Source organism: Frateuria flava (assembly GCF_017837635.1).
Taxonomy (GTDB): Bacteria; Pseudomonadota; Gammaproteobacteria; order Xanthomonadales; family Rhodanobacteraceae; genus Frateuria_A; species Frateuria_A flava.
Map to the genome: position 1 here is coordinate 1 of NZ_JAGJRS010000020.1, position 16,586 is coordinate 16,586.

At 64.5% G+C, this 16,586-nt stretch carries 13 protein-coding genes and 1 tRNA gene; all 14 read left to right on the top strand.

The window, feature by feature from the left end; genetic code table 11:
- Positions 1-212 (top strand): EF-Tu C-terminal domain-related protein (locus J7I44_RS10475; protein ID WP_478293610.1); only part of this gene is annotated, 212 nt, incomplete at its 5' end.
- Positions 213-316: 104 nt separating this feature from the next.
- Positions 317-392 (top strand) — tRNA-Trp (locus J7I44_RS10480).
- Between the two features lie 30 nt (positions 393-422).
- On the top strand, positions 423-860 hold the full coding sequence (gene secE, locus J7I44_RS10485; RefSeq protein WP_209620117.1) for a preprotein translocase subunit SecE: 438 nt from the start codon (positions 423-425) through the stop codon (positions 858-860).
- 10 nt (positions 861-870) lie between these two features.
- The gene (nusG, locus tag J7I44_RS10490; RefSeq protein ID WP_091340740.1) at positions 871-1,431 is read left to right on the top strand and encodes a transcription termination/antitermination protein NusG; all 561 of its coding nucleotides are present in this window, start codon (positions 871-873) and stop codon (positions 1,429-1,431) included.
- 359 nt (positions 1,432-1,790) lie between these two features.
- Complete coding sequence (gene rplK, locus J7I44_RS10495; protein ID WP_019464005.1) at positions 1,791-2,219, top strand: 50S ribosomal protein L11; 429 nt, start codon at positions 1,791-1,793, stop codon at positions 2,217-2,219.
- Between the two features lie 3 nt (positions 2,220-2,222).
- Positions 2,223-2,933 carry a 50S ribosomal protein L1 gene (gene rplA, locus J7I44_RS10500; protein WP_209620121.1) on the top strand — a complete coding sequence of 237 codons (711 nt, stop codon included), beginning with the start codon at positions 2,223-2,225 and terminating at the stop codon, positions 2,931-2,933.
- 341 nt (positions 2,934-3,274) lie between these two features.
- Positions 3,275-3,799 (top strand): 50S ribosomal protein L10, encoded by a 525-nt coding sequence (gene rplJ, locus J7I44_RS10505; RefSeq protein WP_209620124.1) that lies wholly within the window; start codon positions 3,275-3,277, stop codon positions 3,797-3,799.
- A 46-nt stretch (positions 3,800-3,845) separates the two neighbouring features.
- Positions 3,846-4,217 (top strand): 50S ribosomal protein L7/L12, encoded by a 372-nt coding sequence (gene rplL / locus J7I44_RS10510; RefSeq protein ID WP_209620128.1) that lies wholly within the window; start codon positions 3,846-3,848, stop codon positions 4,215-4,217.
- A gap of 227 nt (positions 4,218-4,444) precedes the next feature.
- Positions 4,445-8,605 carry a DNA-directed RNA polymerase subunit beta gene (gene rpoB, locus J7I44_RS10515; protein ID WP_209620130.1) on the top strand — a complete coding sequence of 1,387 codons (4,161 nt, stop codon included), beginning with the start codon at positions 4,445-4,447 and terminating at the stop codon, positions 8,603-8,605.
- Between the two features lie 143 nt (positions 8,606-8,748).
- Entirely contained in the window at positions 8,749-12,963 is a 4,215-nt protein-coding gene (gene rpoC, locus J7I44_RS10520) for a DNA-directed RNA polymerase subunit beta' (RefSeq protein WP_209620132.1), read from the top strand.
- Positions 12,964-13,135: 172 nt separating this feature from the next.
- On the top strand, positions 13,136-13,510 hold the full coding sequence (rpsL, locus tag J7I44_RS10525; protein ID WP_209620135.1) for a 30S ribosomal protein S12: 375 nt from the start codon (positions 13,136-13,138) through the stop codon (positions 13,508-13,510).
- 160 nt (positions 13,511-13,670) lie between these two features.
- Positions 13,671-14,138: a 30S ribosomal protein S7 gene (gene rpsG / locus J7I44_RS10530; RefSeq protein ID WP_091340757.1), complete on the top strand. Its 468-nt coding sequence runs from the start codon at positions 13,671-13,673 to the stop codon at positions 14,136-14,138.
- Positions 14,139-14,272: 134 nt separating this feature from the next.
- The gene (fusA, locus tag J7I44_RS10535; RefSeq protein ID WP_209620138.1) at positions 14,273-16,390 is read left to right on the top strand and encodes an elongation factor G; all 2,118 of its coding nucleotides are present in this window, start codon (positions 14,273-14,275) and stop codon (positions 16,388-16,390) included.
- A 108-nt stretch (positions 16,391-16,498) separates the two neighbouring features.
- Positions 16,499-16,586 (top strand): GTP-binding protein (locus tag J7I44_RS10540; RefSeq protein ID WP_033473206.1); only part of this gene is annotated, 88 nt, incomplete at its 3' end.

Genomic DNA, 16,586 nt, shown 5'->3' on the forward strand with positions numbered 1-16,586 from the left:
AGGGCTACCGTCCGCAGTTCTACTTCCGCACCACCGACGTGACCGGCGCGGTCACGCTGCCGGAGGGCGTGGAGATGGTCATGCCGGGCGACAACATCAAGATGGTGGTGAGCCTGATCCACCCGATCGCGATGGACGAGGGCCTGCGCTTCGCCATCCGCGAAGGCGGCCGCACCGTCGGCGCCGGCGTGGTGGCCAAGGTCATCAAGTAAGGCGTAAATAGGGAATCGGGAATAGGGAATCGGAAGGGCAGGCGATCCACGCTCTTCCGGTTCTCCGATTCCCGATTCACCATTTCCGATTGACGTTTTTCCATACGCCAGTAGCTCAATTGGCAGAGCAGCGGTCTCCAAAACCGCAGGTTGGGGGTTCGAGTCCCTCCTGGCGTGCCATCTTTCGAGGACCGATGACGGGTGCGGGTAGTGTCGGCGACCGATCCGGTCCCGATGGTCCCTTTCCCGGTCACTGCGATGAATACCAAGGCAGAACAGCCCCGCGGCACGAGTGCTGCGGATATCGGGAAGCTGGTGCTGGCGGTGCTGGTGCTGGCGGCGGGCATCTTTGCCTATTCCTGGTTCGATAACACCGTTCCCGGCTCCGTTCGCCTGGCCGGCGTGCTGGTCGCGCTGGTGGTTGCGCTGGCAATCGGTGCCTTCACCGGCCCGGGCCGCAAGGCGCGCAATTTCATCGCCGAGTCGCAGTTCGAGATGCGCAAGGTGGTCTGGCCGACGCGCGACGAAACTCTCAAGACGACCCTCGTGATCATTGCGGTCGTGATCGTGCTTTCGTTGCTGCTGGGCCTGATCGACCTGATCCTGAAGTCGGTCGTGCTCGACTGGCTGCTCAAACTCGGTTCGTAAGGAGTAGCCCATGACCAAGCGTTGGTACGTCGTTCACGCCTATTCGGGCTTCGAGAACCAGGTCCGCAAGTCGTTGTCCGAGCGCATTGCGCGCGCCGGCATGGAAGAGAAGTTCGGCGAAGTGCTGGTGCCGACCGAGGAAGTGATCGAGATGCGCGGCGGCCAGAAGCGCCGCAGCGAGCGCAAGTTCTTTCCGGGCTACGTGCTGGTGCAGATCGAAACCGATACCGAGGGCAAGTCGCCCCGCATCGACGACGAGTGCTGGCACCTGGTCAAGGAAACGCCCAAGGTGATGGGCTTCATCGGCGGCACCGCCGACCGTCCGCTGCCGATCCGCGACAGCGAAGCCGACGCGATCCTCAGCCGCGTGCGCGAGGGCGTTGAAAAGCCCAAGCCCAAGGTGCTGTTCGAACCGGGCGAGATGGTCCGCGTCACCGAAGGTCCGTTCAACGACTTCAACGGCGTGGTCGAAGAAGTCAATTATGAGAAGAGCCGCCTGCGCGTCGCGGTGCTGATCTTCGGTCGTTCGACGCCAGTCGAGCTTGAGTTCGGGCAGGTCGAGAAGGCCTGAGCCTCGCTTCAATGAGGCAACGCACTCTTCGCGTTCGCTTCCTCTCCCCTTGGGGAGAGGATCGAGGTGAGGGGGCGGGGCTCGCGGGGAACTCCCTCAGGGCCCGCTTGGATCCGCCCCTCGCGCAAGAGCGGCCCCTCACCCCGGCCCTCTCCCCGGAGGGGAGAGGGAGTCAGCCCGTCGCTGGCCCGTCACTTGCTTAAAACTTGATCACTCCCTAAACTACGCGGTTCCACGCCGAGGTCTTTCGACTCGGCGTGTTCGCTTTTCGACGGCCTGCACGGAAGCAGGCCCTCCACTGCCTGGAAGGCAAGCACGCGAGGAGCCGCAAGGCGCCAGCACTCGCAAGGAAAATCCCCATGGCAAAGAAAGTCGTCGGTTACATCAAGCTGCAGGTCAAGGCCGGCCAGGCCAACCCGTCGCCGCCGGTGGGCCCCGCCCTCGGTCAGCGCGGCCTCAACATCATGGAATTCTGCAAGGCGTTCAACGCCGCTACGCAGAAGATGGAGCCGGGCCTGCCGATCCCCGTGATCATCACGGCCTACTCGGATCGCAGCTTCACCTTCATCACCAAGACCCCGCCCGCCACCGTGCTGATCAAGAAGGTCACCGGCGTCGCCAAGGGTTCGTCCAAGCCCAACACCGACAAGGTGGGCAAGATCACCCGCAAGCAGCTCGAAGACGTTGCGAAGCAGAAGGAGCCGGATCTGACGGCTGCGGATCTGGACGCTGCGGTGCGCACCATTGCCGGTAGCGCGCGCAGCATGGGCCTGGTGGTGGAGGGTTAAGACATGGCAAAGATCACCAAGCGTATGAAGGCCGCCCAGGCCGCTGTGCAGCCGGGCAAGGTCTATGGGCTGGAAGACGCCCTGAACATCGTCAAGAACAACGCCAAGGCCAAGTTCGTCGAGTCCGTCGACGTGGCCGTGCGCTTAGGGATAGACGCGAAGAAGTCGGACCAGGGCGTGCGTGGCTCCTCGCTGCTGCCGCACGGCACCGGCAAGACCATCAAGGTCGCCGTGTTCTGCCCGCCGGGCGAGAAGGCCGAGGCCGCCAAGGCCGCCGGTGCCGACGCGGTCGGCATGGATGACCTGGCCGAGCGCATGCAGGGCGGCGACCTCGACTTCGGTCGCGTGATCGCCACCCCGGACGCGATGCGCGTGGTCGGCAAGCTCGGCCAGCTGCTCGGCCCGCGCGGCCTGATGCCGAACCCGAAGGACGGTTCGGTCACCGCCGACGTGGTCACCGCGGTGAAGAACGCCAAGGCCGGTCAGGTGAAGTTCCGCAACGACAAGGCGGGCATCATCCACGCCACCATCGGCAAGGCCAGCTTCGAGGCTTCGCAACTCGCCGACAACCTCAACGCGCTGATCGGCGACCTGCTCAAGGCCAAGCCGGCCGCGGCCAAGGGCCAGTACCTGCAGAAGGTCGCCCTGTCCAGCACGATGGGCGTGGGCGTGCCGGTCGACACTTCGTCGCTGAGCGCCGCTACCGCAAAGTAAGGCAAGTTCAAGTCCTTCGTGCCTGGTGTGGGCACGAAGGGAAGTTTTTGAAGGCAGCCCTGGCTCCGGCCGGGGCAGCCGTCAAAGACCGCAGGCGCGATCGATGCGCGACGACGACGGGCAGGGAGCTCGTTACTGGCAGGGAATCGCCGTCGCCGCTTCACCTTGATCGCTTAATCGGCCGCAAGGCCAGCCGGCGTAGATGGTGCAGCCCTTCTCTGGAATGCATGTTCTGGAAAGGCCACCACCCGGGATGCTCCGCATCCCCGACGTCACGGACGGCGTCGCCCAGGACCGCAAGCGGCAGGAGCCGTGAGCGGAGTTCTAAGTGGAGGAGTGCAATGGCTCTCAATCTGTCCCAGAAGCAAGAAGTAGTCGCCGAGCTGGCAGACGTCGCCGCCAAGGCCCACTCCTTGGTCGCCGCCGAGTACGCGGGCACCACGGTCGAGCAGATGACCGCGATGCGCAAGAAGGCCCGCGAGTCGGGCGTGTTCCTGAAGGTTGTCAAGAACACGCTGGTGTCGCGCGCCGTGGCCGGTACCGAGTTCGAGGTCGTCAAGGACGCCCTGACCGGTCCGCTGCTGTACGCGTTCTCGACCGAGGAGCCCGGTGCCGCCGGGCGTCTGATCAAGGAATTCGCCAAGACCAACGACAAGCTCAAGCCTCGGCTGGTCGCGGTGGAAGGCAAGCTGCTGCCTGCCGCGCACGTCGACGTGCTGGCCGCGCTGCCGACCCGCGAACAGGCGCTGGCCATGCTGGCCCGCGTGCTGGCCGAGCCGGCGACGATGTTCGCCCGCGTGGTCAAGGCCGTCGCCGACCAGCAGGGCGGTGGCGAAGCCACCGCCGAAGCCCCGGCCGAAGCCTGATTCGACGATCTTTTCCAAACGACTTTATTTCCAGAGGTAAAAACAAATGTCCCTGACCAACGAACAGATCGTTGAAGCCGTCGCCGCCAAGTCGCTGATGGAAGTGATGGACCTGGTGAAGGCCATCGAAGAGAAGTTCGGCGTCACCGCCGCCGCCCCGGTCATGATGGCCGCTGGCCCGGCCGCCGCCGGCCCGGCTGCCGAAGAGCAGACCGAGTTCGACGTGATCCTGAAGTCCGCCGGCGACAAGAAGGTCGACGTGATCAAGGCCGTCCGCGCCATCACCGGCCTGGGCCTGAAGGAAGCGAAGGACCTGACCGAGGCCGGTGGCGTCGTGAAGGAAGCCGCTTCGAAGGAAGACGCTGCCAAGTTCAAGAAGGACCTGGAAGCTGCCGGCGCCACGGTCGAACTGAAGTAATCGGCGCCTTGCGCGCCGTCAGTTTGGCTTAGCGTCAAGCGAGCCTGGGGGCGAAAGCCCCCGGGCTTTGCCCGTTGAACGGGAATGGGGAATGGAGAATCGGGATTCGTTAAAGAGCAAGCGTGCGCGGCTCTGACGATTCCCGATTCTCGATTCCCGAATCCCGATCTTTTCCATTTAGCCGGTGTGTGCACCACCGGCGCCACTGCGAACCGAGGCGTCACCCCATGACCTACTCGTTTACCGAGAAGAAGCGCATCCGCAAGGATTTCGGCAAGCGCCCGCCCGTGCTGGGCGTGCCCAACCTGCTGACCATCCAGACCGATTCCTACCGTGAGTTCCTGCAGGAGCACGTCGCGCCGAAGAAGCGCGAGGACAAGGGTCTGCACGCCGCGCTCAAGTCGGTGTTCCCGATTGCCAGCTATTCGGGCAACGCCGCCCTCGAGTACGTGGACTACCGCCTGGGCGAGCCGGCGTTCGACGAGCGCGAGTGCCGCAACCGCGGCATGACCTACGGCGCGCCGCTGCGCACCACCGTGCGCTTGGTGATCTACGACAAGGACAGCCCGGCGTCCAAGAAGGCCGTCAAGTACGTCAAGGAGCAGGAGGTCTACATGGGCGAGATCCCGCTCATGACGGACACCGGTACCTTCATCATCAATGGCACCGAGCGCGTCATTGTCTCGCAGCTGCATCGCTCACCGGGTGTGTTCTTCGACCACGACCGTGGCAAGACGCACAGCTCGGGCAAGCTGCTGTTCTCGGCCCGCGTGATTCCTTACCGCGGTTCGTGGCTGGACTTCGAGTTCGACCCGAAGGACGCGCTGTTCACCCGTATCGACCGCCGCCGCAAGCTGCCGGTGACGGTGCTGCTGCGCGCGCTCGGCTACAACAACGAAGAGATGCTGGGCATCTTCTTCGAACACAACGTCTTCCACCTGGGCAAGAAGGGCGGCACCACGCTGGAGCTGGTCGCCGAGCGCCTGCGCGGCGAGACGCTGACCTTCGACCTGATGATCGGCGACAAGGTGCTGGTGGAAGCCGGCAAGCGCATCACCGCGCGCCACGTGCGCCAGCTGGCGGCCGAAAACATCACCGCGCTCGAGGTTCCGGACGACTACCTGATCGGCCGCATCGTGGCCATCGACGTGGTCGATTCCAAGACCGGCGAACTGCTGGCTTCGGCCAATGACGAGATCACCGCCGAGCAGCTCGAAGCCTTCCGCAAGGCCGGCATCGAGACGGTGCCGACGCTGTACGTCAACGACCTGGATCGCGGCGCGTACATCTCGCACACCCTGCGGATCGACAACACCAAGACGCAGCTCGAGGCGCTGGTGGAGATCTACCGCATGATGCGTCCGGGCGAGCCGCCGACCAAGGACGCCGCGCAGAACCTGTTCTTCAACCTGTTCTTCACCTTCGACCGCTACGACCTGTCGGCGGTCGGCCGCATGAAGTTCAACCGCCGAGTGGGCCGCCAGGAGATCCTGGGCCCGGGCGTGCTGTACGACCACAAGTACTTCGCCGAGCGCAAGGAAGAGGCCGCGCAGACGCTGGTGCAGCAGCTGGGCGACCAGTCCGACGTGCTCGACGTGCTCAAGGTCCTGATCGACATCAAGAACGGCCACGGCACGGTCGACGACATCGACCACCTGGGCAACCGCCGCGTGCGATCGGTCGGCGAGATGGCCGAGAACACCTTCCGCATCGGCCTGGTGCGCGTCGAGCGCGCCGTGCGCGAGCGTCTGTCGCTGGCCGAGTCCGAGGGCCTGACCCCGCAGGAGCTGATCAACGCCAAGCCGGTCGCGGCGGCGGTGAAGGAGTTCTTCGGCTCCTCGCAGCTGTCGCAGTTCATGGACCAGAACAACCCGCTGTCGGAAGTGACCCACAAGCGCCGCGTCTCGGCGCTGGGCCCGGGTGGCCTGACCCGCGAGCGTGCCGGCTTCGAAGTGCGTGACGTGCATCCGACCCACTACGGCCGCGTCTGCACCATCGAGACGCCGGAAGGCCCGAACATCGGCCTGATCAACTCGCTGGCCGTGTACGCCCGCACCAACGCCTACGGCTTCCTGGAGACGCCGTACCGCAAGGTCGCCAACGGCAAGGTCACCGACACCGTCGACTACCTGTCGGCGATCGAGGAAGGCGACCACGTCATCGCGCAGGCGAACTCGCCGCTGGACAAGCACGGTGCGTTCCTGGAGGACTTCGTGTCCTGCCGTTTCCGCGGTGAATCCGAGTTGCGCCCGGCGGCCGAAGTCGACTACATGGACGTCTCGCCGATGCAGACCGTGTCGGTCGCGGCGGCGCTGGTGCCGTTCCTGGAGCACGATGACGCGAACCGCGCACTGATGGGCGCGAACATGCAGCGCCAGGCCGTGCCGACGCTGCGCTCGCAGACCCCGCTGGTTGGTACCGGCATCGAGCGCGCCGTGGCGCGCGACTCGGGTGTGATCGTATCCGCCAAGCGCGGCGGCGTGATCGACCAGGTCGACGCCGGCCGTATCGTCGTGCGTGTGAACGAGGAAGAGGTCGGCGACAACGACGCCGGCGTCGACATCTACACGCTGACCAAGTACACCCGCTCCAACCAGAACACCAACCTCAACCAGCGTCCGCTGGTGAACGTCGGTGACATCGTGGCCAAGGGTGACACGCTGGCGGACGGCTCGTCCACCGACCTGGGCGAGCTCGCGCTCGGCCAGAACATGCTGATCGCCTTCATGCCGTGGAACGGCTACAACTTCGAAGACTCGATCCTGCTCTCCGAGCGCGTCGTGCAGGAGGACCGCTACACCTCGATCCACATCGAGGAGCTGTCCTGCATCGCGCGCGACACCAAGCTGGGCGCTGAGGAAATCACCGCCGACATCCCGAACGTGGGCGAGCAGGCGCTGGCGCGTCTGGACGAGTCCGGCATCGTCTACATCGGTGCCGAGGTCAAGGCCGGCGACATCATGGTCGGCAAGGTCACCCCGAAGGGCGAGAGCCAGCTGACCCCGGAAGAGAAGCTGCTGCGCGCGATCTTCGGCGAGAAGGCGTCCGACGTGAAGGACAGCTCGCTGCGCGTGCCGCCGGGCATGGACGGCACCGTCATCGACGTGCAGGTGTTCACCCGCGACGGCATCGAGAAGGACAAGCGCGCCAAGCAGATCGAGGAAATGGAGATCAAGCGGATCCGCAAGGATTTCGACGATCAGTTCCGCATCCTCGAGGGCGCGATCTACAACCGTATGCGCGCGCAGTTGGTCGGCCAGTCCGCGATGAGCGGCCCCGGCGGCCTGAAGCGTGGCACCGAGATCACCGACGCCTACCTGGACGGGCTGAAGAAGGACGACTGGTTCAAGATCAACGTCAAGGACGAGTCCGTCACCGAGTTCCTCGAGCGCGCGGCCGAGCAGGTCAAGCGTCACAAGGAGGAATTCGACCGCCGCTTCAAGGAGAAGCAGGCCAAGATCACCCAGGGTGACGACCTCGCCCCGGGCGTCCTCAAGATGGTCAAGGTTTTCCTGGCCGTGAAGCGCCGCATCCAGCCGGGCGACAAGATGGCCGGTCGCCACGGCAACAAGGGCGTGGTGTCCAACGTGGTGCCGGTCGAGGACATGCCTTTCATGGCCAACGGCGAGCCGGTCGACATCGTGCTCAACCCGCTGGGCGTGCCTTCGCGTATGAACATCGGCCAGGTGCTGGAAATGCATCTGGGCTGGGCCGCCAAGGGCCTGGGTCGCAAGATCCAGCGCATGCTGGAGGCTCAGGACAAGGTGACCAAGGTCCGCGAATTCCTCGACCAGATCTACAACACCCACGCCGCCGGCGCGGTGCAGCACGTCGATCTGAAGACGCTGTCCGACCAGGAGATCCTGACCCTGGCGAACAACCTGCAGGAAGGCGTGCCGATGGCCACGCCGGTGTTCGACGGTGCCGAGGAAACCGAGATCAAGGCGATGCTGAAGCTGGCGGATCTGCCCGAGTCGGGCCAGACCACGCTGTTCGACGGCCGCACCGGCGAGGCGTTCGATCGCCCGGTGACCGTGGGCTACATGCATTACCTGAAGCTCAACCACCTGGTCGACGACAAGATGCACGCGCGTTCCACCGGCCCGTACTCGCTGGTCACCCAGCAGCCGCTGGGCGGCAAGGCCCAGTTCGGCGGCCAGCGCTTCGGCGAAATGGAAGTCTGGGCGCTGGAAGCCTACGGCGCGGCCTACACCCTGCAGGAAATGCTGACGGTGAAGTCCGACGACGTGCAGGGCCGCAACCAGATGTACAAGAACATCGTCGACGGCAACCACGAGATGGCGGCCGGCATGCCGGAGTCCTTCAATGTGCTGGTCAAGGAAATCCGCTCGCTCGGCATCGATATCGATCTGGAGGAAGTGAAGTAATTGGCTGGAGGGCAGGGATTTGGGATTGGGAATTCGGGATTCGCAAGGGCGCTAGTGCGCTGCAGTAACTCCCGATCTCCCACCCGCCTGCTCTATCGATTCCCGATTCTCCATTCCCGATTCCCGATCTTCCGGAGACACCCATGAAAGACCTGCTCAACCTTTTCAACCAGCAGCGCACCACGCCCGATTTCGACGCGATCAAGATCGCGCTGGCGTCGCCCGAGCTGATCCGCTCGTGGTCGTACGGCGAGGTGAAGAAGCCCGAGACGATCAACTACCGTACCTTCAAGCCGGAGCGTGACGGCCTGTTCTGCGCCGCCATCTTCGGCCCGGTGAAGGACTACGAGTGCCTGTGCGGCAAGTACAAGCGCATGAAGCACCGCGGCGTGGTCTGCGAGAAGTGCGGCACGGAAGTGACGCTGGCCAAGGTGCGCCGCGAGCGCATGGGCCACATCGAGCTGGCCAGCCCGACCGCGCACATCTGGTTCCTCAAGTCGCTGCCCTCGCGCATCGGCCTGATGCTGGACATGACCCTGCGCGACATCGAGCGCATCCTGTATTTCGAGGCCTTCGTGGTCATCGACGCGGGGCTGACCGCGCTGGAGAAGGGTCAGCTGCTGAGCGAGGACCAGTATCTCGAAGCGACCGAGGAGCACGGCGACGAGTTCGACGCCCGCATGGGCGCCGAGGCGGTCTACGAGCTGCTGAAGTCGATCGACCTGCAGGGCGAAGTCATCCGCCTGAAGGAAGAGATCGCCTCGACCAACTCCGAGACCAAGCTCAAGCGCCTCACCAAGCGCGTCAAGCTGATCGAGGCCTTCCTGGAATCGGGCAACAAGCCCGAGTGGATGGTCCTGACCGTGCTGCCGGTACTGCCGCCGGACCTGCGTCCGCTGGTGCCGCTGGACGGTGGCCGCTTCGCGACCTCCGACCTCAATGACCTGTACCGCCGCGTCATCAACCGCAACAACCGCCTCAAGCGCCTGCTCGAGCTCAATGCGCCCGACATCATCGTGCGCAACGAGAAGCGCATGCTGCAGGAGTCGGTCGATGCGCTGCTGGACAACGGCCGTCGTGGCCGTGCCATCACCGGCACCAACAAGCGTGCGCTGAAGTCGCTCGCCGACATGATCAAGGGCAAGCAGGGCCGGTTCCGCCAGAACCTGCTCGGCAAGCGCGTGGACTACTCCGGCCGTTCGGTGATCGTGGTCGGTCCGACGCTGCGCCTGCACCAGTGCGGCCTGCCCAAGAAGATGGCGCTGGAGCTGTTCAAGCCCTTCATCTTCGCCAAGCTGCAGGCCCGCGGCGAGGCCACCACCATCAAGGCGGCCAAGAAGCTGGTCGAGCGCGAAGAACCGATGGTGTGGGACATCCTCGAAGAGGTGATCCGCGAGCATCCGGTGCTGCTCAACCGTGCGCCGACGCTGCATCGTCTGGGCATCCAGGCGTTCGAGCCGAAGCTGATCGAAGGCAAGGCGATTCAGCTGCATCCGCTGGTCTGTACCGCGTTCAACGCCGACTTCGACGGCGACCAGATGGCCGTGCACGTGCCGCTCTCGATCGAGGCGCAGCTGGAAGCGCGCGCCCTGATGATGGCGACCAACAACATCCTGTCGCCCGCCAACGGCGAGCCGATCATCGTGCCGACCCAGGACGTGGTGCTGGGCCTGTACTACATGACCCGCGAGCTGGTGAACGCCAAGGGCACCGGCATGGTGTTCTCGGGCATCTCCGAGGTGCGTCGCGCCTATGAGAACCGTGCCGTGCAGCTGCATGCCAAGGTCAAGGTGCGCCTGAAGCAGGTCACCATCGCCGACGACGGCGAGCGCACCAGCAAGATGTCGCTGGTCGACACCACCGTGGGCCGCGCGCTGCTGGCCGAGATCATGCCCGAAGGCCTGCCCTTCGAGCTGGCCAACACCGAGCTGACCAAGAAGAACATCTCGCGCCTGATCAACGCCTGCTACCGTCGCCTGGGCCTGAAGGAGACGGTGATCTTCGCGGACCAGCTGATGTACACCGGCTTCCGCTTCGCCACCCGCGCGGGCATCTCGATCGGCATCGATGACATGATCATCCCCGACGAGAAGAAGCCGATCCTGGAAGAGGCCGAGAAGGAAGTGGTCGAGATCCAGGAGCAGTACCAGTCGGGCCTGGTCACCGCCGGCGAGCGCTACAACAAGGTGGTCGACATCTGGTCGCGCACCAACGAGCTGGTCGCCAAGGCAATGATCGACGGCATCGGTACCGAGAAGGTCACCGACGCCGAGGGCAAGACGGTCAACCAGAAGTCGATGAACTCGCTGTACATCATGGCCGACTCCGGCGCGCGCGGTAGCGTGGCCCAGATTCGCCAGCTGGCCGGCATGCGCGGCCTTATGGCCCGTCCGGACGGCTCGATCATCGAGACCCCGATCAAGGCCAACTTCCGCGAAGGCCTGAACGTGCTGCAGTACTTCAACTCGACCCACGGTGCCCGTAAGGGCCTGGCGGATACCGCGTTGAAGACCGCCAACTCCGGTTATCTGACCCGTCGACTCGTCGACGTGGCGCAGGACGTGGTCATCACCATGGATGACTGCGGCACCGAGGACGGCGTGCTGATGCAGCCGATCGTCGAAGGCGGTGATGTCGTCGAGCCGTTGCGCGAGCGCGTGCTCGGCCGCGTGGTGGTCGAGGATGTGTACGGCCCGGGCAACGACGACGACGCGATCGTCACTCGTGACACGCTGCTGGACGAAGCGCTGGTCGAGAAGCTGGACAAGGCCGGCGTGCAGTCGATCAAGGTCCGCTCGCCGATCACCTGCGAAGCCAGTCATGGCGTTTGCGCGCTGTGCTACGGCCGCGACCTGGCCCGTGGCCATCTGGTCAACATGGGCGAGGCGGTCGGCGTGGTTGCCGCGCAGTCGATCGGTGAGCCCGGCACGCAGCTGACCATGCGTACCTTCCACATCGGTGGCGCGGCTTCCCGTGCCGCCGCCGTGGACAACGTTTCGGTCAAGACCACCGGCACGCTGAAGTTCAACAACCTCAAGACCGTGCAGCACGCGCAGGGTCACCTGGTGGCGGTGTCGCGATCGGGCGAAGTGTCGGTCATCGACGCCAACGGTCGCGAGCGCGAGCGCTACAAGGTGCCTTACGGCGCAACCATCGCGGTCAAGGATGGCGATGCGGTCAAGGCTGGCCAGACCGTCGCCAACTGGGATCCGCACACCCATCCGATCGTCTCGGAAGTGGCCGGTACCGTGCGCTTCATCGACTTCATCGATGGCGTCACCGTGCAGAGCCAGACCGACGAGCTGACCGGTCTGGAGTCGGCGGTGGTGACCGATCCGAAGCGTCGCGGTACCGCGGCCAAGGACCTGCGTCCGATCGTGCGCCTGGAAGACGCCAAGGGTCGCGAGCTGAAGCTGCCGGGTACCGACGTGCCGGCGCAGTACATGCTGCCGGCCGGTGCGATCGTGTCGATCCAGAATGGCGTGGAAGTGGGCGTGGGCGACGTGGTTGCCCGTATCCCGCAGGAAACCTCCAAGACCCGCGACATCACCGGCGGTCTGCCGCGCGTGGCTGATCTGTTCGAGGCGCGCAAGCCGAAGGAGCCGGCGATCCTGGCCGAGCGCTCCGGCGTGGTCAGCTTCGGCAAGGACACCAAGGGCAAGCAGCGCCTGATCATCAAGGACGCCGACGGCAACGAGCACGAGGAGCTGATTCCCAAGTGGCGTCAGGTCATCGTGTTCGAAGGCGAGCACGTGGAGAAGGGCGAGACCGTCGTGGACGGCGAGCCCAATCCGCATGACATCCTGCGCCTGCTGGGCGTGGAGCCGCTGGCGGCGTACCTGGTCAAGGAAATCCAGGACGTCTATCGCCTGCAGGGCGTGAAGATCAACGACAAGCACATCGAAGCGATCATTCGCCAGATGCTGCGCAAGGTCGAGATTACCGAGCCGGGCGAGAGCCACTACCTGCGCGGCGAACAGGTCGAGCGCGTGCGGATCAACGAGGAGAACGAGCGCGCCGAGGGCAAGGGTGAGCGTCCGGCCGAGTACCAGTCGGTGCTGCTGGGCATCACCAAGGCGTCGCTGGCGACCGAGTCGTTCATCTCGGCGGCTTCCTTCCAGGAAACCACCCGTGTGCTGACCGAAGCGGCCGTCCGCGGCACCCGCGATACCTTGCGGGGCCTCAAGGAAAATGTTATTGTCGGCCGTCTGATTCCGGCAGGTACGGGTCTGGCGTACCACGCGCAGCGTCGTCGCCAGGGCGGGTTGACCGCCTCGGAACTGGAGGCCCTTTCCGGTTCCTCCTCCGCAGCGAGTTTCGCGGAAGCCACTGCCGGTAGCGATGAAGGTGCCGAGTAAGCCCTGAGGGCTTGCTCGCCGACATACGAAATGAGGTGCACGGATGCACCTCGTGTTCGGGTCATGGAGGACAGGGTGTTGCCTTGCCTGGTGCAAGGCGCCCATGTTAAATTCCCGCTTCTTGGCAGACCGAGTTTCGGTCTGCCTTTATGTTTCTCAGGAAAAGCTTCGCATGACGACAGTCAACCAGTTGGTGCGCAAGAACCGCAGCCCGAAGACCTACAAGAGCGCTTCGCCGGCCCTGCAGAGCAGTCCGCAGCGCCGTGGCGTCTGCACTCGCGTGTACACGACCACCCCGAAGAAGCCGAACTCGGCGTTGCGCAAGGTCGCCAAGGTGCGCCTGACCAATGGCTACGAGGTCATCAGCTACATCGGCGGTGAGGGCCATAACCTGCAGGAGCACTCGGTCGTGCTGATCCGCGGCGGCCGCGTGAAGGACCTGCCGGGCGTGCGCTACCACACCGTGCGCGGCAGCCTCGACTGCGCCGGCGTGACCAAGCGCCGCCAGGCCCGTTCGAAGTACGGCGCCAAGCGCCCGAAGAAGTAATCGCCTGCCGGACCTGGTCCGGCGGCTCGCATCGAAAATGCAGCCATGGACGGTTGGCTTCTGGCGAACCGGACGCTGCAAAAGGTAACGAACAGATGCGGCCACGATGGCCGCTTTCGCGCGGACAGGATTGCCCGCAAATAAACAACGGACTCCAAACATGTCGCGTAAAGGTTCCCATCCCGCCCGCCTGGTCCTGCCGGACCCCAAGCACGGCAGCCAGCTGATCGCCCGCTTCATCAACATGGTGATGAAGAGCGGAAAGAAGTCGGTCGCCGAGAGCATCGTCTACGGCGCGCTGACCCATCTGGGTGAAAAGAACGCCGAGCCGGTGGCTCTGGTCGAGAAGGCGCTGGGCAACGTTGCTCCGGCGGTCGAGGTGAAGTCCCGTCGCGTCGGCGGCGCCACCTACCAGGTGCCGGTCGAAGTGCGCCCGGGCCGCCGCATGGCGCTGGCGATGCGCTGGGTGATCGATGCCGCCCGCAAGCGTGGCGAGACCTCGATGCCGCGCAAGCTGGCGGCTGAGCTGCTGGAAGCCTCGGAGAACCGCGGCGGCGCGATCAAGAAGCGCGAAGAGACCCACCGCATGGCGGAAGCCAACAAGGCCTTCTCGCACTACCGCTGGTAAGCGGTATGCCTTGCCGCCGCCTGCGGTGGCGGCAAGGAGTCAATCCGCCACTTGCGGCGGATTTCTCATTGAAACCGTGGTCCGGACGGCCGCGACGAATCGAGGGCAGGGTTGCCCTGTATAGGTAAACATCCATGGCACGCACCACTCCCATCGAGCGCTACCGCAACTTCGGCATCATGGCTCACATCGATGCCGGCAAGACCACGACCACGGAGCGCATCCTGTTCTACACCGGTGTCAGTCACAAGATTGGCGAGGTGCATGACGGTGCGGCCACCATGGACTGGATGGAGCAGGAGCAGGAGCGCGGCATCACCATCACTTCCGCGGCCACCACGGCGTTCTGGAAGGGCATGGATCGCTCGCTGCCGGAACACCGCTTCAACATCATCGACACCCCCGGACACGTCGACTTCACCATCGAAGTCGAGCGTTCGCTGCGCGTGCTCGACGGTGCGGTGTTCGTGCTGTGCGCGGTCGGTGGCGTGCAGCCGCAGTCCGAGACCGTGTGGCGCCAGGCCAACAAGTACAAGGTGCCGCGCCTTGCGTTCGTCAATAAGATGGACCGCACCGGTGCGAACTTCTACAAGGTCGTCGACCAGCTGAAGGCGCGCCTGGGTGCCAACCCGGTGCCGATGCAGGTGCCGATCGGCGCCGAAGACAACTTCGACGGCGTGGTCGACCTGCTCAAGATGAAGGCGATCATCTGGGACATGGAGTCCCAGGGCATGAAATTCGAGTACCAGGACATTCCGGCCAGCCTCGCGGACAAGGCTGCCGAGGCGCGCAGCTACATGGTGGAGTCGGCCGCCGAGGCGTCCGAGGACCTGATGAACAAGTACCTCGAGGGCGGTGAGCTCACCGAGGCCGAGATCATCGAGGGCCTGCGCCAGCGCACGCTGTCCAGCGAAATCATCCCGGTCTACTGCGGCACGGCGTTCAAGAACAAGGGCGTCCAGGCGATGCTTGACGCGGTGGTGAACCTGCTGCCGTCGCCCGCCGATCGTCCGCCGGTGTCGGGCGTGGACGACGACGACAATGACGCGACCCGCACGGCGGACGACAATGCGCCGTTCTCCGCGCTTGCCTTCAAAATCATGACCGACCCGTTCGTCGGCTCGCTGACCTTCTTCCGTGTCTATTCGGGCACGCTGAACGCCGGCGACCAGGTCTACAACCCGGTCAAGTCGAAGAAGGAGCGCATCGGCCGCATCCTGCAGATGCACGCGAACGAGCGCCACGAACTGAAGGAAGTCCGCGCGGGCGACATCGCCGCGGCGGTTGGCCTGAAGGACGTGACGACCGGTGACACGCTGTGCGCGCAGGATCACATCATCACCCTGGAACGGATGACGTTCCCGGAGCCGGTGATCTCGATGGCGGTCGAGCCGAAGACCAAGTCCGACCAGGAAAAGATGGGCATCGCGCTCGGTCGTCTGGCCGCGGAGGATCCGTCTTTCCGCGTGCGTACGGACGAGGAGTCGGGCCAGACCATCATCTCGGGCATGGGCGAGCTCCACCTGGACATCCTGGTGGACCGCATGAAGCGCGAGTTCAACGTCGAGGCCAACGTCGGCAAGCCGCAGGTCGCCTATCGCGAGACCATCCGCGCGTCGGACGTCAAGTCGGACTACAAGCACGCCAAGCAGTCCGGTGGTAAGGGTCAGTACGGTCACGTGGTGATCGAGCTGTCGCCGATGACGGAGGAAGAGCGCAAGAGTCCGGACGTCAAGGACGATTTCCTGTTCGTCAACGAGATCACCGGTGGCGTGATTCCGAAGGAATTCATTCCGTCGGTGGAGAAGGGCCTGCGCGAAACCATCACCAGTGGTCCGCTGGCCGGCTTCCCGGTGGTCGGCGTCAAGACCAAGCTCGTCTTTGGCTCGTATCACGACGTCGACTCGTCGGAAATGGCCTTCAAGCTTGCCGCATCGATGGCCTTCAAGCAGGGCTTCGCGAAAGCGAATCCGGTCCTGCTCGAGCCCATGATGAAGGTCGAGGTGGTCACGCCCGAGGAATACGTCGGTGACGTGATGGGCGACCTGAGTCGTCGTCGCGGCCTGCTGCAGGGCCAGGACGACACGCCGTCGGGCAAGACCATCAACGCGATGGTGCCGCTGGGCGAGATGTTCGGTTATGCGACCACCATCCGCTCGCTGACCCAGGGCCGCGCCACGTTCACGATGGAGTTCGATCACTACGCAGAAGCGCCGAACAACATCGCCGAGCAGGTCATCAAGAAGGCCTGAGTTTTCATTAGCTTTACTTAATTAGTGCGATCGATCCATGGTCGCGAAGAACGGAAAGCGGCCTCGCGGCCGCACTAATTAACCAGCTCTTTTCAGAGGTTTGAAGTCATGGCAAAGGGTAAATTCGAGCGCACCAAGCCGCACGTGAACGTCGGCACGATCGGCCACGTGGACCACGGCAAGACGACGCTGACGG